The 22,696-nt window shown below is 61.8% G+C and carries 22 protein-coding genes; 6 read left to right on the forward strand and 16 right to left on the reverse strand.

Annotated features, from left to right (window positions below):
* Positions 1–264 precede the first annotated feature (264 nt).
* On the reverse strand, positions 265–2,001 hold the full coding sequence (gene ggt / locus ASG68_RS11815) for a gamma-glutamyltransferase (RefSeq protein WP_200943345.1): 1,737 nt from the start codon (positions 1,999–2,001) through the stop codon (positions 265–267).
* A 168-nt stretch (positions 2,002–2,169) separates the two neighbouring features.
* Here ggt and ASG68_RS11820 point away from each other — a divergent pair, with 168 nt between their 5' ends.
* Positions 2,170–2,352 carry a hypothetical protein gene (locus tag ASG68_RS11820; RefSeq protein ID WP_062578889.1) on the forward strand — a complete coding sequence of 61 codons (183 nt, stop codon included), beginning with the start codon at positions 2,170–2,172 and terminating at the stop codon, positions 2,350–2,352.
* 635 nt (positions 2,353–2,987) lie between these two features.
* Here the strand turns inward: ASG68_RS11820 and ASG68_RS11830 are convergent.
* From ASG68_RS11830 to ASG68_RS11860, 7 genes are all read right to left on the reverse strand, one after another.
* Positions 2,988–4,856, reverse strand: coding sequence for a hypothetical protein (locus tag ASG68_RS11830; RefSeq protein WP_062578893.1), 1,869 nt, complete (start codon positions 4,854–4,856; stop codon positions 2,988–2,990).
* On the reverse strand, positions 4,853–5,887 hold the full coding sequence (locus ASG68_RS11835; RefSeq protein WP_062578895.1) for a Gfo/Idh/MocA family protein: 1,035 nt from the start codon (positions 5,885–5,887) through the stop codon (positions 4,853–4,855). Before ASG68_RS11835 ends, ASG68_RS11830 begins: the two co-directional genes overlap by 4 nt.
* A gap of 238 nt (positions 5,888–6,125) precedes the next feature.
* Entirely contained in the window at positions 6,126–7,190 is a 1,065-nt protein-coding gene (locus ASG68_RS11840) for an ABC transporter permease (RefSeq protein WP_062604041.1), read from the reverse strand.
* Entirely contained in the window at positions 7,190–8,746 is a 1,557-nt protein-coding gene (locus ASG68_RS11845; RefSeq protein ID WP_062578899.1) for a sugar ABC transporter ATP-binding protein, read from the reverse strand. Before ASG68_RS11845 ends, ASG68_RS11840 begins: the two co-directional genes overlap by 1 nt.
* 1 nt (position 8,747) lies before the next feature.
* Positions 8,748–9,392: a DUF2291 family protein gene (locus ASG68_RS11850; protein ID WP_062578901.1), complete on the reverse strand. Its 645-nt coding sequence runs from the start codon at positions 9,390–9,392 to the stop codon at positions 8,748–8,750.
* 75 nt (positions 9,393–9,467) lie between these two features.
* Positions 9,468–10,409 (reverse strand): D-ribose ABC transporter substrate-binding protein, encoded by a 942-nt coding sequence (locus ASG68_RS11855; protein ID WP_062578903.1) that lies wholly within the window; start codon positions 10,407–10,409, stop codon positions 9,468–9,470.
* A gap of 137 nt (positions 10,410–10,546) precedes the next feature.
* Positions 10,547–11,374, reverse strand: coding sequence for a phosphogluconate dehydrogenase C-terminal domain-containing protein (locus ASG68_RS11860; protein WP_062578905.1), 828 nt, complete (start codon positions 11,372–11,374; stop codon positions 10,547–10,549).
* A 390-nt stretch (positions 11,375–11,764) separates the two neighbouring features.
* Between ASG68_RS11860 and ASG68_RS11865 the strand changes: the two genes are divergently transcribed.
* On the forward strand, positions 11,765–12,766 hold the full coding sequence (locus ASG68_RS11865; protein WP_062578907.1) for an HD-GYP domain-containing protein: 1,002 nt from the start codon (positions 11,765–11,767) through the stop codon (positions 12,764–12,766).
* A 12-nt stretch (positions 12,767–12,778) separates the two neighbouring features.
* On the opposite strand, the gene ASG68_RS11870 is transcribed toward ASG68_RS11865, so the two are convergent.
* Positions 12,779–14,122 (reverse strand): four-carbon acid sugar kinase family protein, encoded by a 1,344-nt coding sequence (locus ASG68_RS11870; RefSeq protein WP_062578909.1) that lies wholly within the window; start codon positions 14,120–14,122, stop codon positions 12,779–12,781.
* A 5-nt stretch (positions 14,123–14,127) separates the two neighbouring features.
* On the reverse strand, positions 14,128–15,381 hold the full coding sequence (gene oiaX, locus ASG68_RS11875; protein ID WP_062578911.1) for a 3-oxo-isoapionate-4-phosphate decarboxylase OiaX: 1,254 nt from the start codon (positions 15,379–15,381) through the stop codon (positions 14,128–14,130).
* A 208-nt stretch (positions 15,382–15,589) separates the two neighbouring features.
* Here oiaX and ASG68_RS11880 point away from each other — a divergent pair, with 208 nt between their 5' ends.
* On the forward strand, positions 15,590–16,297 hold the full coding sequence (locus tag ASG68_RS11880) for a transcriptional regulator NanR (protein WP_062578913.1): 708 nt from the start codon (positions 15,590–15,592) through the stop codon (positions 16,295–16,297).
* Positions 16,298–16,343: 46 nt separating this feature from the next.
* Here the strand turns inward: ASG68_RS11880 and ASG68_RS33025 are convergent, their stop codons facing one another.
* The 5 genes from ASG68_RS33025 to ASG68_RS11895 are packed head-to-tail and all read right to left on the reverse strand — an operon-like array spanning position 16,344 to position 19,737.
* Positions 16,344–16,478 carry a pentapeptide repeat-containing protein gene (locus ASG68_RS33025; protein WP_413814011.1) on the reverse strand — a complete coding sequence of 45 codons (135 nt, stop codon included), beginning with the start codon at positions 16,476–16,478 and terminating at the stop codon, positions 16,344–16,346.
* Complete coding sequence (locus ASG68_RS30570; protein ID WP_082478623.1) at positions 16,415–16,696, reverse strand: pentapeptide repeat-containing protein; 282 nt, start codon at positions 16,694–16,696, stop codon at positions 16,415–16,417. Before ASG68_RS30570 ends, ASG68_RS33025 begins: the two co-directional genes overlap by 64 nt.
* Before the next feature lie 22 nt (positions 16,697–16,718).
* Positions 16,719–17,171: a cupin domain-containing protein gene (locus ASG68_RS11885; protein WP_062578915.1), complete on the reverse strand. Its 453-nt coding sequence runs from the start codon at positions 17,169–17,171 to the stop codon at positions 16,719–16,721.
* A 17-nt stretch (positions 17,172–17,188) separates the two neighbouring features.
* On the reverse strand, positions 17,189–18,568 hold the full coding sequence (locus ASG68_RS11890; protein ID WP_062578917.1) for an FAD-binding oxidoreductase: 1,380 nt from the start codon (positions 18,566–18,568) through the stop codon (positions 17,189–17,191).
* An 11-nt stretch (positions 18,569–18,579) separates the two neighbouring features.
* Entirely contained in the window at positions 18,580–19,737 is a 1,158-nt protein-coding gene (locus tag ASG68_RS11895; RefSeq protein WP_062578920.1) for an alpha-hydroxy acid oxidase, read from the reverse strand.
* Positions 19,738–19,931: 194 nt separating this feature from the next.
* On the opposite strand from ASG68_RS11895, the gene ASG68_RS31890 reads away from it, so the two are divergent.
* The gene (locus tag ASG68_RS31890) at positions 19,932–20,105 is read left to right on the forward strand and encodes a hypothetical protein (RefSeq protein ID WP_164491917.1); all 174 of its coding nucleotides are present in this window, start codon (positions 19,932–19,934) and stop codon (positions 20,103–20,105) included.
* A 22-nt stretch (positions 20,106–20,127) separates the two neighbouring features.
* On the opposite strand, the gene ASG68_RS11900 is transcribed toward ASG68_RS31890, so the two are convergent.
* The gene (locus tag ASG68_RS11900; protein WP_062578922.1) at positions 20,128–21,336 is read right to left on the reverse strand and encodes an MFS transporter; all 1,209 of its coding nucleotides are present in this window, start codon (positions 21,334–21,336) and stop codon (positions 20,128–20,130) included.
* Positions 21,337–21,455: 119 nt separating this feature from the next.
* On the opposite strand from ASG68_RS11900, the gene ASG68_RS11905 reads away from it, so the two are divergent.
* Positions 21,456–22,022: a TetR/AcrR family transcriptional regulator gene (locus ASG68_RS11905; RefSeq protein ID WP_062578924.1), complete on the forward strand. Its 567-nt coding sequence runs from the start codon at positions 21,456–21,458 to the stop codon at positions 22,020–22,022.
* A gap of 29 nt (positions 22,023–22,051) precedes the next feature.
* A complete protein-coding gene (locus tag ASG68_RS11910; RefSeq protein WP_062579102.1) occupies positions 22,052–22,636 on the forward strand; it encodes a demethoxyubiquinone hydroxylase family protein in 585 nt (194 codons plus the stop codon).
* Positions 22,637–22,696: the final 60 nt, after the last annotated feature.

The following is a 22,696-nucleotide window of genomic DNA, read 5'->3' on the forward strand; positions in this document are numbered from 1 at the left end:
CGGGCTTCATGTCCCAAAGGTGCTGCGGTCTCTCATCCGCCACCGCAATCGGCAATACACAGCCAATCCGCGACAAAGGGAAGTTACAAAGGTGGCGCGAATGCGCCGGATGAGGGGGCCGAAGGCCAGTTTTGGACTATGCCGTGCGCGCCGGCTTCCGCGGCCGCCCCCTCATCGCCTCACTGCGTTCGGCACTTCTCCCCGCTGGGGAGAAGAGGGAGGTCATCGCGGCCTTCCACTGTTCAATCTTGACCGATGAGTTCCTCAATATCCCCGCGCAGCCCCCGATCCCGAGCGGCTGTCCATCGCGCCGTTATACCGCGCACCGCCGCCCTTTTCGATTTCCGCCAGATTTTTGCCCCCGACGAGAATGCCGGCGGCCTGGCCCCAGATCGTCCAACTCGGATCGACGCCGACGTCATGGCCCATCTCCGTCAGGAGCTTCAGCGTGTCCGACGACAGCGCGAAGGGCTCCATATAGACCTTGTCGGGCAGCCATTGATGGTGGATGCGCGGGGCGTCGATGGCTTCCTGGATGCTCATGCCGTGGTCGATGACATTGATGATCGCTTCCAGCGTGATGGTGATGATGCGGGCGCCGCCGGGGCTGCCGATGACCATGAACGGCTTGCCGTCCTTCGAAATGATCGTCGGGCTCATCGACGAGAGGGGCGTCTTCTTCGGCTCGATCGCATTGGCTTCACCTTGTACGAGGCCATAGAGATTGGGCGATCCCGGCTTTGAGGTGAAATCGTCCATCTCGTTGTTGAGCAGGATGCCGGTTCCTTCAGCGACGACACCGGCGCCGAAGGAACCGTTCAGCGTGTAGGTGACGGCGACTGCATTGCCGTCATTGTCGATGATCGAATAATGCGTCGTCTCTGTGCTCTCGCCCATGCCCTTCGGCATCAGGTCCTTCGAAACGCCCGCCTTGAACGGGTTGATCTTCTCGCGGATTTCCTTGGCATACGCCTTGTCCGTCAGTTTCTCGACGGGATTTTCGACGAAATCCGGGTCGCCGAGCGCCGAGTTGCGGTCGACATAGGCGTGGCGCATGGCTTCCACCATGGCATGAACCGTCTCGGCCGAACCATAGCCGAGATAGGAGAGCGGATAGCCTTCCAGCACATTGAGGATTTCGCAGATGATGACGCCGCCGGAGCTTGGCGGCGGCGAGGAGGCGATTTCGTATCCACGATAATTGCAGGTGACGGGCTTCAGTTCGCGCGCCGTATATTGCTCGAAATCGGCCTTGGCCAGGATGCCGCCAGTGGCAGCACTTGCCTTGACGATCCTGTCGGCGATATCGCCCTTGTAGAATGCGTCTGGTCCTTTTTCCGAAACGCTGGCGAGGCTGGCAGCGAGATCCGGCTGGATCAGCGTCTCACCGACTGCGAACGTCTTGCCGTCGGGCTTGAGGAAGATCGCGGCGGCGGCCTTGTCCTTTGCCAGCTTTTTCGCACCATTGCCCAGCGAGGCGACATCGCCCTGATCGAGCACGAAGCCCTCCCTGGCGAAACGAATGGCGGGTGCCAGCAGGTCCTGGCGCGACAGCGTGCCGTATTTCTCCCGCGCCGTCTCAAGCCCTAGCACGGAGCCGGGCACGCCGACGGCCAGATAACCGGCGGTGCTGGCACCTTTGACGATCTCGCCCTTGTCGTCGAGATACATGGTCTTGGTGGCGGCGATCGGCGCGCGTTCGCGGAAATCGAGGAACGTCGTCTTTCCATCCTTCAGCCGGATGGTCATGAAGCCGCCACCGCCGATATTGCCGGCAGTGGGGTAGACGACCGCCAGTGCATAGCCGACCGCCACCGCCGCATCGACGGCATTGCCGCCCTTTTTCAGCACCTCGACGCCGACATCGGAGGCGAGATGCTGGGCGGTGACGACCATGCCGTGCTCGGCCTTGATCGGCTCGGGCGAGGCGGCGAAGGCGGGTGGCAGGCTGAGGGAAAGGATAAGCGCGGCGACCGCGCCGGTACGGGGTAGAGGCAGCATGGTGTTCTCCCGGTTCCGGTTTTTCGGATGCGGCATCTTTGCCGAGTTCGGGCGGGATTGCCAGACTTTCCGATAAGGGCAGTGTGTCTACAGCAAGCGACCGGCTTGAGGTTCGCGCAATCCAGCGCTGCTATAGGCGAACGGTACGCAAATCTGACGGAGCCTCTGTTGCCCTTCCTGACACGCAAATTCTTCTTCGCGGTGCTGCCGATGCTTGTCCTCGGCTACATCTTCGGCTCGTTCGTCAGCGCGGCAATTCAGGGCTTCGATGTCAATCCGATGTTCGTGGCTCTGAACGTATTCGGCATTGCCTTTGCGATCTGGGATTTCGAATCCCGGTATCGGCGCTGATGAATGCAGGCCTGATAACGGTTTTCTGCATGTCGTTCGCCCACGCGCGAGCAACGGCGTGGTTTTCAAAGAGCAGTTCGGACGTGGCGCTGAAAGCTGCCTCGTTTGAAGAGTAAAAAGTGACACCTCTCAGCGCCCCGTTCGGCGGTTTTTGCCCACGCACTTTTTCCAGTACGGCCCGCTCATTTGCATGTCGTTGTCCAGAAATCGCTCTACACTTTCTGGCGACATGCAGTGGACCCCTCTGTGCATCGCACGCCCGCAGCAGCAACAGCCTGCGGAGGGGAAATTTCGCCTGGACCCCGAATCTGGGGACTTCCGTCCTTTCCCCAAACCCGGCGCCGGCCCCGCCTCGCTGCCACGGCTGGCAGTGTATCCGTGGCGGGACGAGGGGATTATGGCATGAGAGTTGGGGGCGGGGATTTTCTTTCGCGGCGCAGATCCCCTCACCAACAAAATCTAACACTTAGCCTTTGGCTAAGATGTTGATTTTGTGTCCTCTCCCACTGGGGGAGAGGTAAAACTGCCGCAATCTCTCAAACCAAATCATCCTCGCATTGGCAAGGAGTTGGCTCCGAGTTGGCCTCTCCCCCACCAAGGGGTAGATAAATCTGTCGCGCTTTTGCGCCTGAAATTCAGATATGAAGTCCCAGAACGCCATAAGGTGGCAGTGAAAGGGGCGTGGAGACCGAGGGTTCTGATAGGGCGACGGCGTCAATATTCTGATCCTCTGCGGTCAGGTTGACGACCCAGAGAGCAGGGCCGGTTTGTCCCTCAACCGCAAAGGCCAGCACCTTAGCCGGGTCAGACGAGGCGACAGCGTACCAAGGGCGTCCCGCGAGGTCCGCCAGCGCCTTGACGATCGCGTGGAGCGGGCGGTTGCCGCCTGCTGGCACGGGCTCGTTTTCTCCGGCATGGAGCCCGAAGGGGCCGGTGAGTGCAGAGAGCGTCAGGGTTTCGAGGCCTGCGTCCAGAACAGAAGCGACATAGCCGGCGGCGAAGGCGGCGGCGAACTGGCCGTTGTGGCGGGGGTCTCGGTTGGCCATCGGGATGCGTCCACCGTCGGGATTGTCCATCGTGCGGCTGCCATAGGGGTTCTGGCGCATGGGGATAGTGGACGGGCCGATGCGATAGGGCTTGTTGCCATAGATGGCACGCACCGAGCGGGTGATGAAGGGCAGGGCCTCCAGCGTCTGCATGACGCTGACATCATCGGCAGCATGGACGATCGGATTGGTGCAATGGCTGACGAAGGCAAGATTTTCCGCCGGCACGCGCTTGCGGTTCAGTTCAGTGAAATAGGACAGCATGCCGCCGCCGAGGCGAATGCCGGGAAAGGCGTTTGCCGCTGCCGCATAGACATCTTCGAGCGGCGGGCAGTCCGGCCATTTGCTGCCAGGCGGGGTCGATTGCCGATCGACCGACGGGCAGACCATGATGGCGTCCGGCCGCAAATTCGCTGCCTGCATCCAGCCGGCGATTTCCTGCATTTCCACGTCCAGAAGGCGCTGGCATGGAACGGCGATCTCAAGCGTCGTCGTGCCGTCGTGGAGGGCGGTGATCGCTGCGAAATCCTGGAACGCATCGGCGCCATGGCCGGCAAGAGGATCGAAATGGAAGAGCAGGTCCTGCGCCTTCGGAGCGCCGGGTTGCTGCATGGTGGCGAGACTTGCCTTGGCTTCCTCAGGCGTGATCAGCAGGCCGATGGCGGGCATCGTGCCGGAGGCTTCGCCGGGTGTCAGGCGGATGACGGCCTTGTCTGTCGTGGATTTAGCGCGGTGAACAGATGCCGGACGGGCGTCTTTAATGACAAGCGTGATCTGCTGGCTGACGGGCTCATTGGCCGGGATACGGTAGGGCCAAGGCAGGGCCAGCGGGCGAACATAGGTCTTGTAGGAGGCGTCCGACCAGTTACGCTGGTCTTCCATCTCGAACGTATCGCCCTCCATGCGGCATTCGACGGCGACACCGGGGAGGGCGGTGTGGGTGATGGCGCTCATGTCCTTGAACGGCTGCCAGGGCTCGATCAGGTCGGGCATGTCGGTGGCTTGGATCTGGCCATCGACATGCTCGACGGTGACCGGGGTTCCGGCGACACCGACGATGGGATGCAGGATGCAGAAGCCGCAACGGTTCGTCTCGAAGCCAGTCGTGGAGCGGGCCTCGCCGTTGAAGGTCAGGCGGCCATCGGCGCTGCCCTCTATCATCGCGGAAATGTCGAGGACCGTTTCGTCCGGCCCGTCGCAGCGGGCGCTGTAGGAGACGGTGAATCCGTCGGCGGTTTCGGTGATCTCGACGTTCGACAGGGCGGGATCGTAGGTGCCCCAGTCGCGATCCCGGACCAGATAGGAAATCGCGCGCAGCACCTCGACGCCGTCATAGGCAATCATCCGCAAATTGCCGCCGGACAGCTGCGCCGTGAGCTTTCCCGCCTTCAGCAGGCGCGGGGCAGGCTCGATCTGCCTGGTTCCGGTGAGAGCGAAAGCCGTTGCCGCGTCGGTCATTTCAACAGGGTTCCGATATCGATGGTGGCCTTGGTGGCGGCGCTCTCATAGGCGGCCTCGACCAGCGCGAAGGTCTTCAGATTGTCGGCGCCGGAGGTGGAGGTTTCCTTGCCGGCCTTCAGGCTGTCAGCCCAATGCTGCTGGATGGCGAAGACGCTTTCCTGGATATTGTGCCAGGGCCGGGAAGCCCAGGGGAGGAGCGTCGGGGCGACATCGGTGTTGACGGTGCCATCGGCGGTAAAGACCTGCAATTCGTAGCCTTGCGACAGGCGCAGCGAACCTTCGGTGCCGTCCAGTTCGATCAGCGTCTCAGGGAAGGGTTCCACCGATTGTTTCGTCGCATAGCTGACATCGACAATCGAGGTCGCGCCATTCTCGTGATCCATCAGGATGGTTGCCACGTCCTCGCCATTGATCTTCGGATTGACGCGCTTGGTGCGGGCCGAGAGGCTCGTGACGTCGCCGAGGATGTAGCGGGCGATGTCCAGCGTGTGGATGCCGAGGTCCTCGATGATGAAGCGCTTGCCTTCGGCGAGATAGGGCTGGCCCGAAAAGACATCGTAACCGGAGCGGAACGAGAAACGGCCCCAGAACGGCGTGCCGATCGCGCCGGCATCGAGCACCTTGCGGACGGCCTGGATCGGCGTCTGCCAGCGGAAGTTTTCGTGGATCATCAACGGAATGCCGGCGGCGTCGCAGGCGGCGACCATCGCCTTGGCATCGGCGAGCGTCGGGGCGAAGGGCTTTTGGCAGATGGCGGGGATCTTGTGTGCTGCAGCCAGTTCGACCAATGCGCGGTGGCTGTTCACGGTCGTTGCAATATCGACGAAATCGAAGCAGCCATCGGCAAACATCTGCGCGGCATCCGTATAGCGTCGCTCGATGCCGAACTGGTCGCCGACGATCTTCAGGCGTTCCGGGTCGCGGTCGCAGATCGCGACGATACCGGCGCCATCGACGTCCTTCCAGCCGTGCATCTGGTTGACGGCGAAGAAGCCGCAGCCGATGAGAGCGCCTTTGAGATCGGTCATTTTAATCTACTCCCGGGGGATTACCCCTTACCAACTTCGGCCAAGGGTTCGCTGACGCTCACCCGGCCTTCGTATCCTCTCCCACAAGGGGAGAGGTAGACCTGCTGCACCATTCTGCCTCACATGAGGAGCGGTGATCGTGGCACCCCTTACCTCTCCCCCTGTGGGAGAGGATAGCAAGTCCGTGAGAGGCGCTAGCCGATCACTGGACGCGCTTGGTGAGGGGTAAACCCTGTTATCAGCCCTTCTTCGCCAGCTGCATCAGCGTTACCCGCTGCTGCAACCGTCGCTGGGCCTGGTCTACCACCACGGCGACGATGATGACGATACCCTTGATGACCATCTGCCAGAAGGAGGAGACGCCCATCATCACGAGACCATCGGACAGGATCCCGATGACGAAGGCGCCGATGATCGTGCCGCCGATCGTGCCGCGCCCGCCCGACATCGAAGTGCCACCGAGAACGGCTGCGGCAATGGCGTTGAGTTCGAGATTGGTGCCGTTCAGGGGGTGCGACGCCATGAGTTCGGATGAAATGATCAGGCCGACGATGGCGGCGCAGAAGCCGGAGAACATGTAGACGAACATTTTCACGCGGTTGACGCGGATACCGGACATGCGGGCGGCGCGCTCATTGCCGCCGACGGCAAAGATCTGCCGGCCGAGCGGCACGAAGCGAGCGAAATAGGCTGCGGCAAGGGCCACGACGATGAGGATGCAGACCGAGACCGGAAGCCCGAAGATCGTGCCTGAGCCGAGATAGCTGAAGCCCTGGTTGCCAAGCTCCTCGCGGCCGTTGAGGTTCGGCAGTGTCTGGCCGTTGGAATAAAGCAGCGCCATGCCTCGGGCGACATAAAGCGTGCCGAGCGTCGCAATGAAGGGAGCGACATTGAGCTTGGTGATCAGCAGGCCGTTGATCGCGCCGATGACGACGCCGACGAACATCGTCAGGATGGCGACCTCGAAGATGTTGAAATACATCGTATAGCCGATCTGCAGGTCGATGCCGTGCAGGATCAGGCCGCCGGCGACCATGCCGCAGAGGCCGACGATCGAACCGACCGAAAGATCGATGCCGCCGGTGATGATGACGAAGGTCATCCCGATGGCGAGGAAAGCGTTCTGCGCCGCATGCTTCGACATCAGGATCATGTTCGACGTCGACAGGAAGTTCGGCGCGAAGATCGAGAAGAAGATGATAACGGCGAAGAGCGCGATGAATGTGCGCGCCTTCATCAGCGTCAGGAGAACGGAGCCGCCATCAGCCGACGGCACTTTTGCGGTAGCGGTTGCTGATGTCATCACGCGAGTTCCTTCGAATGTGTTGTGTCAGCCGACTTGTGTCCCTCGGACGCGGCCTTGACGATTGCTTCTTCGGTCGCGCTTTCGCGATCGAGGATCGTCGTGATCTTGCCGTTGCTCATCACGGCGATCCGGTCGGACAGGGCCATGACCTCTTCAAGGTCGGATGTCGAGAACAGGATCGCGAGGCCTTCGCCCGCCAGACGGCGCATGGTGCGGAACACGTCCGCCTTGGCGCCGACATCGATGCCGCGGCTCGGCTCGTCCATCAGCAGAACCTTGGGATTGGTCATCAATGCCTTACCGATGACGACCTTCTGTTGGTTGCCGCCGGACATGGACGTGACGTCGAATTCCGGGTTCGGTGCCTTGATGGAGAGGTTGCTGATCGCATCCTTGATGGCGGATTGTTCGCGATCGCCGGCGATATGGAAGCCGAACTTGACGAATTTTTCGAGGCTCGCCAGCGTCAGGTTAGAGGCGATCGACAGGACCTGGACGAGGCCTTCTCGCTGGCGGTCCTCCGGGATCAGCGCCAGACCCTTCTTGATGCGTGTGGACGTGTCTTTGGCAACGATCTCTTCGCCGGCGACAAAGATCTTGCCGGTCGAGTGTGCATGCTGACCAATGACGCATTCGAAAAATTCGCTGCGCCCGGCGCCCATCAGGCCGTAAATCCCCAGCACTTCGCCTGTCTTGACCGAAATCGACAGGTGATCGACAGCGAGCCCCCCGGTCTTGCGTGGCAGGCAGATATCCTCGGCACGGAAGGCTTCAGCCCCCAGCTTGTGATCGACGGACTTGGCGAAATCCTTGGCATCCGAGCCGATCATCGAGCGGACGATCCATTTTGTGTCGATATCGCGCACCATGGCCTGGCCGGTGATCTGGCCATCGCGCAGCACGGTGATGTAATCGCCGATGCGCATCAGTTCTTCGAGGCGGTGCGAGATGTAGACGATCGCCACGCCTTGCGCCTTCAATTCGCTGATGACCTTGAACAGGATGTCGACTTCGGCGGCGGAAAGAGCGGAGGTCGGCTCGTCAAGGATCAGGATGCGGGTGTCGAGCGAGATCGCCTTGGCGATTTCGACGAGCTGCTGCTGGCCAATCGGCAGGTCTTCGACCATGGTTTCGGCGCTGATACCGGCATCGAGCTTGTCGAGGAAATGATTGGCCTTTTCGACCTGGGCCTTGTGATCGATTCCGCGCAGGCCGCGGGTGATTTCGCGGGTGGCGAAGATGTTTTCGGCGACCGAGAGATTGCCGAACAGGTTGAGTTCCTGGAATACCATGCCGATGCCATGCTTCTGGGCGTCGGCCGGCGAATTGAACTCGACTTCCTTGCCTTCGAGCAGGATGCGGCCGAGCGAAGGCTTTTCGACGCCGGCGATCATGCGCATCAGCGTCGACTTGCCGGCGCCGTTTTCGCCGACGAGCACGTTGACCGCGCCGCGCTTCAGCTCGAGGCTCGCATGCTTGACCGCGACGATGCCGGAATAGACCTTGGTCACGTCATCGAGCTTGAGAATGGTGTCGTGTGTTGCGGCCGTCATATCAGCCGCCGATCGTGATGGTGACGGGCGTGAGTAGTGCCGGCTGGCCGCTCGAGGGAGCGGGGTAGGCACCGAGAGCTTCCACCGTCTTGCCCTCGAGGCCGTCGCGCGCGAGTTTGTCGAGAACCTTGGCGTTCAGGTGATTGTTGAACGCCTTGCCGAACTCGGCCCATTGGATCTGGTTCTTGAATTCGCTGAAATTCACAAAGTTGAGGCTGTCGCGGATGGCCGTCCCCTTGACGACGGGACCGATCTGGATGCGGACATCAGCCTTGCCGTCGCCATCGATATCGGTGTCGAGATAACCGGCACGAGATTTCGTCTCCGCCTTGACGATCGTGCCGGATACCTTCGCGGCGTAGGTCCAAGGCGCCGTGCCGTTCTTTTCCTTATGGCCGTATTCGGCGGCCGCGGCTGTTGCATCCGAGGCGATGAGCGCGGAGACCTCCTGGTACGTGCCTGCGCGTTTTTCGAGGAAAGGGATGACCTTCGCGTCCCAGAGGTCGGCGACCTGCTTGTCAGGCGCAAAGCCACCGCTTGCTTCGGCGGCAGCCTCTTCGGCGGTCGGTGTCTTGATGATCTTGCAGCCGGGCAACACCAGCGCAATGGCGAGCGAAATTGCGGCTGCGGCCCGGAAATTCGGCATGAAAGTCACTCCGTCGTCGTGCACAAAAACGCACAGGGCAGAGAGGCTCTGCCCTGTGCGCGTCCTTTGGGAGGATCAATCCTTGAGCGCGAAGGTTTCGAGCTTGGCGGCGTTGTCGGCGTTGATGAGCACGCAATCCATCAGCTGCTTTTCTTCAGCTGGGCCTTTGCCCGTCTTGATGTAGGTGTCGGCCTGCTCGACAGCCATTTGGGCCTGGGCGTATGCCGGCTGCAGAACGGTTGCCTTGATGCCGCCCGAGGTGATCGAGTCACGCACGTCGTTTGAGCCGTCGAAGCCGACGACAATCACGTCCTTGCGGCCGGCAGCCTGGAGCGCTGCGATCGCGCCCATGGCCATCGTGTCGTTGCCGGAGATGACGCCCTGGATGTCCGGGTTTGCCTGCAGGATGGTTTCCATCTTGGAATAACCTTCCGTCTGGCTCCAGTTGGCCGACTGCTGGGCGACCATCTTCATGTCCGGATATTCGTCGATGATGTCGTGATAGCCCTTCGAGCGGATGCCGGCGTTGAGATCGGCTTCGCGGCCGAGAAGCTCAACATAGTTGCCCTTCTCGCCCATCAGCTTGACGAATTCTTCGGCGCCGAGCTGTGCACCCTGGTAGTTGTTGGAAACGATCTGCGAGACGGCGACGCCGGTGGCATTGATTTCACGGTCGATCAGGAAGGAGGGGACGCCTGCATCCTTTGCCTTCTGGACGGCAGCGATCGAGGCTTCCGAGCCGGCATTGTCAAGGATGATGGCCTTGGCGCCACGGCCGATTGCCGTGTCAATCAACTGGCTCTGCTTGTTGGCGTCGTCATCGTGAACCAGGACGAGAGTCTCGTAGCCGAGTTCCTTGGCCTTGGCTTCCGCGCCGACAGCCTCCGCCTTGAAGAACGGGTTGTCATGCGACGGGGTGATGATGGCGATCAGATCGGCGGCGAAAGCCGGCATTGCAACGCCGAGAGAAAGGGCGCCAGCAAAAGCGGCAAGGGTCAGTCTGCGTGTCAGTTTCATGTGGTCCTCCCAAGTGAGCTAAAATAACAGCGCCGTTCCCACCGGCGCCGATTGTGGGCGGAGCATTCGCTCCGCCTCTTCTCTCAGCATGATATCTCCCCAAACCGCTTCCTGCGGCCCGGCATCATGCCGGTCGGTCAGGTGATGCGCCGGATGCTTTCGGCGATCTCCTCGGGTTCGAAAACCTTCTTCCAGTCATCCTTCATCAGGACGGGGATGCCAAACTCGATCGCCTTGTTGCAGGCGTCGGAGAAGACGCCGGGCGTCTCTTCAAAGATGACGGCGCCGAGCACGTTCATATGGCCGAGCAGGAAGTCGCGGGCGGCTTCCTTCGGAACGCCGCGGGCAACGCATTCGTCCATGGCCTGGCGCATGACGACGAGCAGCGAGGCGCAGACGGTTTCCGACAGGCCCGGCTCCAGAAGCGCGATCTGCTCGACGCTGACGCGGTGCGAGCGCATGACCGGCGCCCAGATGACCTTGGCCACTTCCTCGCCGAGCGAGTAATGTTCTTCCGGACCCTGCATCAGGGCGGAAACGATGTGCTGCTTGGCGGCGACGCCACCGAAGAAGTCGCGCTTGGCGGCCGGGTCGGTCTCGTCGTTGAAGATCGGCGGATGGCAGGGGTGCGTTACGAAATAGGTGAGATCGTCGCGCTTCGGCAGGTGGCCGGCAGCAGGGGCGGCGGCATCCAGAACGACGACAATGGTACCGGGCACGAGCTTGTCGGCGATACCGGCGGCAACCTTGCCAATGGCGGTGTCCGGAACGGCCAGCACGACAACTTCAGCGCCGGCGAGCGCCGTGTCGGCGTCGACGCAGGACAAGCCGAGGTCGTTCTGCAGACGGGCCTTTCCGGCATCGCTCAGCTCGACATGCCGCACGTCGAAGCGCGAGCCTTTCAGGTTCTTGGCAAGCCGGTAGCCCATTTTGCCACCAGCACCGAAGAGTGCGATCGAAGTCATGTTTCCTCACCTGCGCGATTGTTTTGCGATGGTGTAAGGCAACTGGTATAATGAGTCAATCAGTATGTCAGATGGTGAGGTGATTTTTTGATGAGTCGATCTTGTCTGGCCAAAACTGAATTCCAAGAGGGCTGTGTGGCGCGGTTGCGCCTTGTCCATCCCGAGACTCAGGGTTTAGATTTTAACGCTGCATAAATGTTTTATAGTAGAGAATGCGAATGCTTCTCTGGAGGAGGAGCCCCGAATTTGAGTATATTTATAGTGAAAGGCTCAAGTTATGGGCTGGCTCGCGTGTCCAATATTATGAGGCCGCGCGCGTCGATCTGAATGGTATTGGAATTTCTGGTTTCGCCTTTACGACAGCACTTGGGATGGAAAAGATCGAAGCGCATGCTCAAACGGATCAAAAGACATCAAGTGCTTGTCGGTATGTTTGTCACGGATATCGAGGACCCCCTGCGGGATGAAGCCATGCGGGTTCGCAGCTTCCTCCTGAAGGATGAGGCGGCCGTCGCCAAGGTCAAATCCAGCAATATCATCAGTCTCGTCATCGATACGAACCGGGGGGTGGATGTCGGCAGCTCAGCGGCCTCCCACGCCCCCAAGGCAGCCGCATCCTCGGCATCTGCCGCTCGGGCCTTCTCAGAGGCCGAGATCAAGCACGCCATGCAGACGATCGAGCTGACCAAGCCGCTGCTCGAAAACCTGTTCTCCGACATCCGCCTGAGCGGCGCCGCCAGTTTCGAGCATGCGGATAATGCTGTCGATCAGATTGCCAAATCGATGGAGGGCAATCCGGCCGCCCTGATCGGAATTACCCGGCTGAAGAGCAAGGACGAATATACGTTTCTTCACTCCATCTCTGTCAGCGCCTTGATGGTGCATTTCGGCCGCTGGCTGCGGCTGGACAAGAAAACCGTGCGCGAACTCGGTATTGCCGGCCTTCTGCACGATATCGGCAAGATGATGATGCCGGACAGCTTGCTGTCGAAAGAGGGCGCTCTGAGCGCGGCCGAGATGGCGGTCATCCGCACGCATCCGGTTCGCGGTTACGAAACGCTGGCGCGGCAAGGCGACATGCCGGAGATCGTTCTGGACGTCTGTCTTCATCATCACGAGCGTATGGATGGCAAGGGTTACCCGAATGGCCTTTCGGACAAACAGCTCAGTCTTCCCGTGCGGATCGCCGCGATCTGTGACGTCTATGATGCGATGACAACGGCCAGACCCTACAAGCGGGCCTGGACGGCGGCCGAGACGATGACGATGATGTTGAAGTCGGAAGGACATTTCGACCGGTATCTGCTCGGGCAGTTCATGGCCAGCATGCGCAATCCGATGAAACTTCCGCCGGCGGTCGATCGGCGTCAGGCCGATCAACTGAACGCCTGAGCCTTTCCGGCGTTATTGTTGCAGGCCCTCGCGGATTTGCGAGAAATATCCGTCCGATCCCACCTGGCCGCCTTTCAGGGCGATCTGCAGTCCGTTGGTCGCCCCATAGGTTCCGTGTGCCGTGCAAAGCGGTGATCCTGGCGTCTGCGGCAGGGGCAGGAGCGTTGTCAGCGCCTGGACATGCAGTTCCCGCAAGGCGTGGCTCGATGTATCGCCGCCCGCGATGACCGCGCGGCTGAGTTGCTGATCCTCGACCAGTCGGCGCAGGATGGTGCCGAGCAGCCGGCCGAGGCGGTGGCGGCTGCCGGGAATGCGGTCGATATCGCCGCCGCGATCGGCGGATGGGCCAAGCGCGGTGTTGAGAATGACGCTGCGGCCCGCCTTCAAGCCTTCGATGCCGGCGCTGATGGCTCTCTCCAGGGTGGCCGGGCCGTTTTCACCCAGCAGTTCCAGCGGATCGAGATCGATGCCGATGAAGCCGTTGGCTATGGCATGGCGGATCTGGCGTTCGGTGGTTGGCGAGACGCTGCCGGAAACGACCGCGATGCGATCGGCCTTGCCGGGCAGCGGGAAGGTCTTGCGCCCTTGTGTCAATCCGGCCTCGCTCCAGGCGGAGAGCAGGGCATATTCGACGCCGGACGAGCCGGTGACGAACCAGCCGCCGCCGCGCTTGATGCGCCAGAGCTGGCGGCCGGCGTGCGCCTGGCGTTCGGGGCTATCGACATCGAACAGGACCATGCCGTCGGCGCCGCCGCAGAGCACATCGATCCGCTGGTCGGCATCGTCGGACGCCAGCATGGCGAGATCGGCGAGTTTCGTTTCGAGCGGCGTCTGAGCCTTCAGGTGCATGCGCAGGTCGGCTTCGGCCATCGGGGTGACCGGATGGCGGCTCATCACCGGATGACGATCAATGCGGTAGACATCGCCCTGATAGGCGGCAAAGAGGTGGCCGAAAGCGGTGTAGCGTTTCAGTTGCGGCGCGCCGACGAGAACCGGCACATAGGACTGTCCAAACAGCGCCTTGCCGATCTCGACCGCCTTGCCGATATTGCCGACCGCAGGACTGGAATCGAAGGTCGAGCAAACCTTGTAGTGGCAGATAGCGGCGTCGAGGCTCTTCAGCCAGCCGAAGGCGGGCGTCAGGTTTTCCTCCATCCAGGCGGGCGTTTCGCTGCGGCTGGTGCCGGCCAGACCGATCGCCCGGCAATGGGAAAACCGCTTGAGCAGCGCCTCATCCGGCACATCCATGAACAGCGCCGTCTCGACGCCATTGGAGGCGAGCGCCTCCATGACGTCAGTGGAGCCGGTCAGGTCGTCGCCGTAATAGGAAAGAAGAAGGTTCTGGGGTGCGCTCATGGTCGTCATTCTCCGCCACCGCCGAATTTCTTGAGGGAGGCCGCAAGCTCCGGATGGTCTTTCGCATAGGTCTCAAGCGGGATATCCGCCACAGCCGCTTGCCAGGCCTGCTGCACGGCACGCACGCCGGCTGCCGGTCCGCCGGGATGACTAACGATGCCACCGCCACAGAGATAGAGAAGGTCGGTGGTGCGGCCGGTGCGGCGATAGGTTTCCGGCGCCTGGCCGCCCCACTGGCCGGAACCGGCGACGGGCAGGGCGCAGTCGGACGCGTCGAACAGTGGCGTCGTTACGGCCTTGAAGCTCTCGACGAAACTGTCGTCCGGCTCCCAGTATTTGACGCCGATGCCGTTGATCTGGAACTGGTCGACGCCGAGCAGGCGCCAGAACTGCTGCCAGACCTTGAAATCGAAGCCGATGCCGGGATGACGCGTCAGCACGTCCCAGCCGTTGCGATGGGCATGGAGGACGAGGCCCGAACGCTTGCGCAGGAACGCCATGCTGCCCATGCCGATCGAGTTGATGTTGATCACGGCGCAATTGCCGCCGGCTTCCAGCACGAGATCATGATTGCGCATCATCTCGTCGGGATCGGTGGCGGAGATGCCGAAGGCGTACATGACCTTCTTGCCCGTCTTCTGCTCGTGCTCGAGAATGCGCGGCATGATGGCGGCGACGCGCTCCTTCAGCGGCGAATAGGCCGGGCTCATCAGCTTCTCGTCATCCTTGATGAAATCGACGCCGGACTCGATCAGTTCCCCGACCAGTTCGGCCGTTTCGTGCGGGCGCAGGCCCAGCGCCGGCTTGACGATGGTGCCGATCATCGGGCGGTCATAAACGCCCGTAAGCTTGCGGCTGCCGGGCAGGCCGAATTGCGGGCCGAGATAGGCGCTCCTGAATTCCTGCGGCAGCTTCAGATCGACGACACGCAGGCCGGTCATGCCGCGAATGGAGAAGATACCGCCCACCGCGATCGTCATCAGGGCGGCGAGGTCGGTGCCGATGGCATCGAGCGGGAAGGCGATATCGACGTCGGCGCGGCGGATCGGACCGTGGCCGGCCGGCGCTTCCGGCCAGCTTGGATGATCCGCATCGGGAAGCGGACGGATTTCGAGAACGCGGGCGGCGACGCGCGCCTTCAGTTCCGGCGTTTCGCCGGGCACGGGCACGAAGGTGCCGGTCGACTGGTCGCTGGCGATCTTCTCCGCCATGGCCTCGATGCTGCCGGGTGTCTCAATCCTGTAGGTGACGACGATCATCCGCGAAATTCCTCCCGTATCGCCGGATCACTGTTAGTTCCGGCTGGCACGTTTTCGGCAACTGGTATAATGAGTATATCAATTGCGCAAGAGGGTGCGTGCATCAGCAATCATGAATGTGGACTGTGCCCGGCGAAAACATGCCCGTCCATTTCCTTCGCGGACGGACCGGTGCATAACGATGATGACGATAAGACAGCAGGAAAACATGGCCCAGCAGACAGAACAGATCGTCCGCCGCAAACTGTCCGACGAGGTTTTCGCACGGCTGAAGGCCATGATCACCTCCGGCGAGCTCCAGCCGGGCGATGAAATGCCCTCCGAGCGCGAATTGATGGAGCGCTTTGGCGTCGGCCGCCCGGCAATCCGCGAGGCGATGCAGGCGCTGGCCGGCATGGGTCTGGTGGTGATCTCGCACGGCGAGCGTGCCAAGGTGCTGGAACTGACGGCGCAGTCGATCTTCCGCCAGATGGATATGACCGCCAAGATCATGCTGGCGAAATCCTCGGATTCGCTGGAGCATCTGAAAAATGCCCGTATCTTCTTCGAGCGCGGCATGGCGCGCGAAGCCGCATTGAAGGCGAAAACGGACGATATTGCCTCCCTGCGCGATATTCTCGAACACCAGCGCGATTCCCTTGGCAATGCCGATGCCTTCATCTCGGCCGACATGGAGTTCCACACCCGCATCGCCCGCATCTCCGGCAACCCGATCTATGTCGCCGTCAGCGAGGCGATGCTCGCCTGGCTGCAGGAGTATCACACGGACATGCTGATCTGGACCGGCAAGGAAAAGTTCACGCTCGCCGAACACGAGGAAATCATAGCCTGCCTCGAAGCCCGCGATCCCGATGCCGCCGAACAGGCCGTGCTGAAGCATCTGGAGCGTTCACGGGCGCTGTATACGGCGAAGTGAGGCAGCATCTCTCTGAGACCGCCAGATGAGAGGACCAGCCTTTGGGTCAGTGTGGCGGTAATTCGTCTTCCACGAAGACATGGCCAAACGTGCTGGCGTCCTTGAAATCGCAGCCGGTCAAATCGGCACCATCGAAAACAGCCGCATCGATAGCCGAGCCCCGAAAAGATGCATTTTCCAGATTTGCCCCGAAAAATCGCAGGTTTTGAGGTTGCAGTTAGAGAAATCGGCATCACGCAGATCTGCCGCGACAAAATTGGCGAACATAGAGCTGCTGCTAAAAACTGCACCGCGAAGATCAGCATGGCTGAAGTCATTACACGCCATCGTCTCTGTCCATATGCGAGAAAATGCGTTCCCCTGCAGCATAGCGGGCGAGGATGCTTTTCGATTTGTCATCAGATGTCATCTGCCGACCGCCTCAATAAGGTGTCCCATCCTTGTGAACAAAACGCCCGTCCGCATTGGCGCTCATCATGTCGATGTCGGAGCAGATCGTAAGATCGTCCCACTGGCGTGAGCCCATTTCCAGATAGATGGCCATTGCCGCGGACCGGTTGATCATATGATGGCCGTTGCCGGTGTTCTTCGGGAAGGCAGCGCAATCGCCGGGGCGCAGAATGGTTTCTCCGTCATCCTCGACCAGAACGACCTCGCCCTCCAGAATGTAGACCATCTCATCCTCATGGCTGTGCCAGTGGCGCTGGCTGGACCAGCCGCCGGGTGGCAGGGTCATCAGGTTGACGCCGAAATCCTGAAGGCCTCCGGCATCACCCAGCCGCTTTCTTGTGCGCGTTGCACAGGGGGTGTCGTGGGGCGGCGGGTATCCGGAACCCTTGATGGCAGGGACCTTTGTGATGTCGATCTTGGGCATGTCGCGTCTTCCTTCGTCTAAGGCTTCGGCGGGATGACCTTGCCGGGATTCAGGATGCCGTTCGGATCCAGTGCCGCCTTGATCCGGCGCATGACGTCGATCTCCGCTTCGCTGCGAGAGTGGTCCAGGAAATCGCGCTTCAGCGTGCCGATGCCGTGCTCGGCGGAGATTGAGCCCTTGTACTTGCGGACAAGATCGTAGGCGATCGCGTCGATCTCGTGCAGGTCGTGTTCGCTCGGGGACTCGATCCAGACAGCCACATGCAGATTGCTGTCGCCGACATGGCCGAAGAAGGAGACGTGCGCGGCCGGATAGTGGGCGAGCAGCGCTTTTTCGCAATCGGCGGCGAAATCGTCGAGCTGGCCGACCGGCAGGCTGACATCGAGATTGATCAGGCCGGGCAGCAGTTGGTCCATCAGATGGCCCTCGCGCACCGACCAGAAGGCGCGGGCTTCCTTTTCCGACTGGGCGACGAGTGCATCGGTGATCAGTCCTTCCTCGAAGGACTTGCCGAGGAAGGTCTCGAAACGCTCCTTGTCCTCGTCGTTGCCGCTGACATCCTGCTCGATGATGACGGTGAACGGATGCGAGGCGTCGAAGAAGGCCAGGTTGAGCGCATCCGCGTTGAAGCGGAAATAGGTCTGCCACATCGCCTCGAAGGCGGAGAGGCCGGACAGTTCGCGCTCGGCGGATTTCAGCAGCGAGACGACATTGCCATAGGATCCGAGCGCGCAGAGCGCAGTGAGCCGGGCCAAAGGCAAGGGTCGTAGCCGCAGCACGGCGCGGGTGATGATGCCGAGCGTCCCTTCCGAGCCAATGAAAAGCTGGCGCAGGTCATAACCGGTATTGTTCTTGGTCATCCGGTTGAGCGAGGAGAGCACGGTGCCGTCAGCCAGGACGGCTTCCACACCGAGCACGTTATCGCGGGTGACACCGTGGCGGATGACGCGGATGCCTCCGGCATTGGTGGAAAGATTGCCGCCAATATGGCAGGAGCCGCGCGCGCCGAGATCGATCGGCAGCAGGAAACCGGCCGTCTCGGCCACCAGTTGCGCCACTTCCAGTGGCGTGCCTGCGAGCACCGTCATCGTACCGGCGGCCGGATCGATCTCCTCGACACCGGACATGCGTTCCAGCGACAGCGCGATATCGCCATCGCGGGCGTTGGCGCCGCCGGCCAAGCCGGTGAGGCCGCCTTGGGGCACGACGGGCTGGCCATGGCGGTCGCAGATTTTTAGCGCAGTCGCGACCTGTTCGGTGCTGGCGGGACGCAGCACGGTCAGCGGCAGGAAGCGGCCGGTCGTGCTGGCATCGCTGCGATAGCGCTCGCCGATGGCATCACCGGTGAGGACGGCGTCCGCGCCAAGCGCTTCGATCAGGTCGTCAACAACAGTCACAAGGGGCCTCGTCAATTTACGCTGGGCGCATGCAGGAAGGACGGCAGATCGGCGATGGTGCGGCAGCCGAGTTGCGCCATCGCACCGGACAGTTCGGCCTTCAGGATGGTCATCAGATGATCACCGCCAGCCGGACCCATTGCCGCGCTGGCAAAGACGAAGGGACGGCCGATCAGGACGAAATCGGCGCCGAGGGCCAGATAGCGCGCCACATCGAGACCGGAACGGACACCGCCATCCGCCGCGATCAGCACATCCGGGCCGAGCGCGCGACGAATGCCGGGCAGCACGGAAACGGCGGTCGGGGCAGCATCCAACTGGCGGCCGCCATGGTTGGAGACGATAAGGCCATCGGCGCCGAGCGCCATATAGGCCTGCGCCTCGGTGACATCGAGCACGCCCTTCACCAGCATTCGGCCTTTCCAGGCATCGCGGATGCGGCGGACCCGGGTTTCGCCGAGATGACCCGTCATCGTCCGGCCGACGAATGCGGCCGATTCCTTCAGTGAGCCGCCCTTCGGATAATAGGGTGACAGGTTTTCGAATTCCGGAATGCCGTGGCGCAGGACATGGCGCGCCCAGTGCGGATGGGTGGCGATCTGGAACATGGTCCTGAGATCAAGGACGGGTGGAACGGACATGCCGTTGCGGATATCGCGCTCGCGGCGGGTGGGTGCTGGGATATCGACCGTCAGCACCAGCGTTTCATAGCCCGCTCGTTTCGCACGTTCGATCATGTCGGCTTCCATCGCCGGATCGTTGGGCGGATAGAACTGGAACCAGCCATTGTCGCCGACGATCGGCCCGATGGTCTCCATTGCGCGGTTTGCGAAGGTCGACAGCACGTGCGGAATATTGTGGGCTTTCGCGGCTTCGGCTAACGGCACCTCGCACCCGGGCCAGAGCAGGCCGGCAAGACCGAGCGGCGCAACGCCGAAGGGCGCATCGAAATGCTTGCCGAACAGTCTGAAACGCATATCCGGCGACGGCGCTTCCGACAGGTAGCGCGGCATCAGTTCGACTGTATCGAGGCTGGCGACATTGCGCCGAACGTTGCTTTCGCGGCCAAGCCCGCCGATCAGGTAATCATGCACAAATTTCGGCATGCGCCGCGCAGCGGCGGCTTCCATGTCGGGAATGCAGGGAAAACGTCTCTGCAGGTTTGTCATGCGGGCTCCTCGAATCGGTTACCGACTTTAGCGCCCGTATCCCGCTTGCAGAAAGCCCCTGCCTTGCGTGCTGAATGCGTTGTTCATTCTTGATCTGCATCTCGCTTTCGGAGAGAAATGCCTTATCTGCAACAGAGACTATACACATAGCCGGGCCAACCGGATCCGGCCGAGTTCGATAACAGGAGACACGCATGGCGTTCAAACCTCTCATCCTGGCTGCGGTTGCGGCGCTCCTGGCATTATCGGGCTGCGCAAGCAGCGGCGCTGGCAACAACACGACCTATGCCAATTATCAGGGATATCGCCCGATCCCTGACCTCGGCGTGTCCGATGGCGGTGGCGTCCGGATGTCAATCGATCCCTGATCGGGCGACACGTTGTCGGGGATCACCCCGCCGCCTGTGGCCGGGTGAAGGACATGGCGGCATAGCCGCTGGCGGTCAGCGCGATGATCACCACGACATAGACATCGGCGGTCGCACCGAGGCCTATGGCGCGTGACAGGAAGCCTGCGCCGATCGCTGGAATGCTGAACGCGAGATAGCTCTGCACATAATAGGCCGAGAGAAGCCCGGCGCGCTCCTCCGGCTTGGCCAGCGGCATGATCGTGCTGACGGCGCCGAGGAAGCTTGAGCCGAAGCCGAGCCCGGCGATGACGGTGCCGGCGAACAGCAGCGCCACAAGCCCGGAATGGACGCCACCCATGACGACAATCAGTCCGGCGAGAATAGTGACCACCCCGAATGTGAGGTTGGCGCGCGCCGCCTTCTGGCGGCGTGCGAATACGGCTGCCGCCCCAGAAACGGTCAGGGCCGCGACGGTGAGGCCGCCAGTCATCGGTGAGTGAATGCCGGTTGCCGCGGCGACCAGCGACGGCATCAGCGAGAGATAAAAGCCGCCAAGCGACCAGATGGCGATATTGATCGGGGTTATCATCATCAGCGACGGGCGGACCTGCGGGGGCACGCCGACATGCGGCTTGAGCGATGCCCAGGCGCCGGGTTTGGACTGTGCCGTTTCCGGCGTCGACCAGACGAGAATGGACTGCGCGATGAGCGCGGCGAAGATGATCATATAGACGAGGCGCATCGGATCCGGCGCGAACTGGACGAGGGCGCCGGCGCCGAGCGCGCCTGCCGCCATGCCCAGCAGCGGCGCGATGCTGTTGACGATCGGTCCGGTCACCTTGTTGGCATCGACCAGCGCCGCGCCGATCGCGCCGCTGGCAGCGCCGGTCGCTATGCCCTGAACGATGCGGGCAGCGATCAGCCAGGACGGGCTATCGGCTAGCATGAACAGCAGCATGGATGCGGCCTGCAGCAGGATGGCAGCGAAGACCACCGGGCGGCGGCCGGTATGATCCGACAGCGAGCCGACGCTCAGCAGCGTCGTCAGCAGGCTGAAGGCATAGACGCTGAAGATGAAGGTCAGCAGGATCGGCGAGAAGTGCCAGGCTTCCTGATAGACATGGTAGAGCGGCGTCGGTGCCGCGGAAGCGGCCAGAAAGGTCAGAAGCGTCGCCGCGTGGAAGGACAGCGCCCAAAGCCGGCGCCCGCCGGAGAGATCGCTTGTGGGAACTTCACTTTTGCTCGCCATGGCGCTATGGTCCTTAAAGCTAAGATATTGCGTTAGTCCTTGTAGCGCCAAATTCACCTAAAAGCAAATTATTTGCTTTAGTGGGCGGTGCTGGGGTGGAATGGGCGGAAAGAGCAGCGATGAACATACGGGAAAACATCAGGCCGGGTGGACGCAGCGCGCGCGTGCAGGCATCGGTGCACAAGGCGGTGCGTGATCTGCTTTCGTCCATGGATCGCGCCGAGGTCACCATTCCGCTGATCGCCACGCAGGCCGGCGTCACGCCATCGACGATCTATCGCCGTTGGGGCGACCTGCAGGAACTGCTGGCGGATGTGGCGGTCGAACGGCTTAGGCCGGATGCGATGCCGAAGGATACCGGCTCGGCGCTTTCGGACCTCGAACTCTGGGCTGAGCAATATGCCGATGAAATGGCCTCCGGGCCGGGGCGGGCGATGATCCGTGATGTTCTGGCGAGCGACGGTGCGGAGGTCCGCAAGGCCGGCAAGTGCTGTGCCTATACCCGCGAACAGGTGCAGGCGATTGCAGACCGCGCCGGCGAGCGTGGCGAAACCTTTCCCGATGTGGAAGAGGTGATCGACCATCTCGTTGCGCCGATCATGTACCGTATCCTGTTTGACGAGACTCCGCCGACGGCGGCGCAGGTCCGCGCTCTTGCTGCCCGGTTGCTGGATGGGCGCGGATGACGTTCGCGCCGCTTGCTCCGGACGATGCGATGGTGCCTGCTCCGTTGCCGAAGCGGGATGCACTGACCATCGCCCGGATCGTCCGGGTCAACCATGCCGGGGAATTCGGCGCAATCCGCATCTATTCGGCACAGATTCTCGTCGCGAAATTGCTCTGGCGCGATTGCGTACCCGCCCTGGCCGAAATGCTGGAGGACGAGCGGCGGCATTGCGCCATTTTCCGCGCCGCCATGCCCGCCCGCCACTCGCGGCCCTGCCGGGTGATGCAGTTCTGGAGCTATGGCGGCTGGATGCTGGGTTTCGTGACGGCGCTCCTCGGCCGCCCCGGTATCTGGGCCTGCACCGCCGCCGTCGAGGCAACCGTGCATCGTCATCTCGATGATCACCTGCATTTCCTGGCGACGCGTGACCCCGAACTTCACGCAGATATCCTCGCGATCCGGGAGGAGGAACTGGCGCATCTGCTGCATGCGGAAGAGCGGTTGGCCGCCCCGAACATTGCCTTGAACGGCCTGCGCGCCATCATTGCGTTTGCCACCGATGTGCTGATCTGGCTATCGACCTGGGGAGATTCGACACGGATGGCGCGGGCACTGAGGGTGGTAGGGCGTTGAGTCTTGAAGACTGAATGTTGATAAAGAAGCTGTGAAACAGTGACCCCGACTGAGGTGGGT

It is taken from the genome of Rhizobium sp. Leaf453, from assembly GCF_001425605.1.
GTDB lineage: Bacteria > Pseudomonadota > Alphaproteobacteria > Rhizobiales > Rhizobiaceae > Pararhizobium.

What these genes read in the sequence shown, in the direction of transcription:
- ggt (WP_200943345.1), bottom strand. Translation starts at nt 2,001, where the DNA reads ATGCTGCCTCTACCCCGTACCGGCGCGGTCGCCGCGCTTATCCTTTCC.
- ASG68_RS11830 (WP_062578893.1), bottom strand. Translation starts at nt 4,856, where the DNA reads ATGACCGACGCGGCAACGGCTTTCGCTCTCACCGGAACCAGGCAGATC.
- ASG68_RS11835 (WP_062578895.1), bottom strand. Translation starts at nt 5,887, where the DNA reads ATGACCGATCTCAAAGGCGCTCTCATCGGCTGCGGCTTCTTCGCCGTC.
- ASG68_RS11840 (WP_062604041.1), bottom strand. Translation starts at nt 7,190, where the DNA reads ATGACATCAGCAACCGCTACCGCAAAAGTGCCGTCGGCTGATGGCGGC.
- ASG68_RS11845 (WP_062578899.1), bottom strand. Translation starts at nt 8,746, where the DNA reads ATGACGGCCGCAACACACGACACCATTCTCAAGCTCGATGACGTGACC.
- ASG68_RS11850 (WP_062578901.1), bottom strand. Translation starts at nt 9,392, where the DNA reads ATGCCGAATTTCCGGGCCGCAGCCGCAATTTCGCTCGCCATTGCGCTG.
- ASG68_RS11855 (WP_062578903.1), bottom strand. Translation starts at nt 10,409, where the DNA reads ATGAAACTGACACGCAGACTGACCCTTGCCGCTTTTGCTGGCGCCCTT.
- ASG68_RS11860 (WP_062578905.1), bottom strand. Translation starts at nt 11,374, where the DNA reads ATGACTTCGATCGCACTCTTCGGTGCTGGTGGCAAAATGGGCTACCGG.
- ASG68_RS11865 (WP_062578907.1), top strand. Translation starts at nt 11,765, where the DNA reads ATGCTCAAACGGATCAAAAGACATCAAGTGCTTGTCGGTATGTTTGTC.
- ASG68_RS11870 (WP_062578909.1), bottom strand. Translation starts at nt 14,122, where the DNA reads ATGAGCGCACCCCAGAACCTTCTTCTTTCCTATTACGGCGACGACCTG.
- oiaX (WP_062578911.1), bottom strand. Translation starts at nt 15,381, where the DNA reads ATGATCGTCGTCACCTACAGGATTGAGACACCCGGCAGCATCGAGGCC.
- ASG68_RS11880 (WP_062578913.1), top strand. Translation starts at nt 15,590, where the DNA reads ATGGCCCAGCAGACAGAACAGATCGTCCGCCGCAAACTGTCCGACGAG.
- ASG68_RS30570 (WP_082478623.1), bottom strand. Translation starts at nt 16,696, where the DNA reads ATGACAAATCGAAAAGCATCCTCGCCCGCTATGCTGCAGGGGAACGCA.
- ASG68_RS11885 (WP_062578915.1), bottom strand. Translation starts at nt 17,171, where the DNA reads ATGCCCAAGATCGACATCACAAAGGTCCCTGCCATCAAGGGTTCCGGA.
- ASG68_RS11895 (WP_062578920.1), bottom strand. Translation starts at nt 19,737, where the DNA reads ATGACAAACCTGCAGAGACGTTTTCCCTGCATTCCCGACATGGAAGCC.
- ASG68_RS31890 (WP_164491917.1), top strand. Translation starts at nt 19,932, where the DNA reads ATGGCGTTCAAACCTCTCATCCTGGCTGCGGTTGCGGCGCTCCTGGCA.
- ASG68_RS11900 (WP_062578922.1), bottom strand. Translation starts at nt 21,336, where the DNA reads ATGGCGAGCAAAAGTGAAGTTCCCACAAGCGATCTCTCCGGCGGGCGC.
- ASG68_RS11905 (WP_062578924.1), top strand. Translation starts at nt 21,456, where the DNA reads ATGAACATACGGGAAAACATCAGGCCGGGTGGACGCAGCGCGCGCGTG.
- ASG68_RS11910 (WP_062579102.1), top strand. Translation starts at nt 22,052, where the DNA reads ATGGTGCCTGCTCCGTTGCCGAAGCGGGATGCACTGACCATCGCCCGG.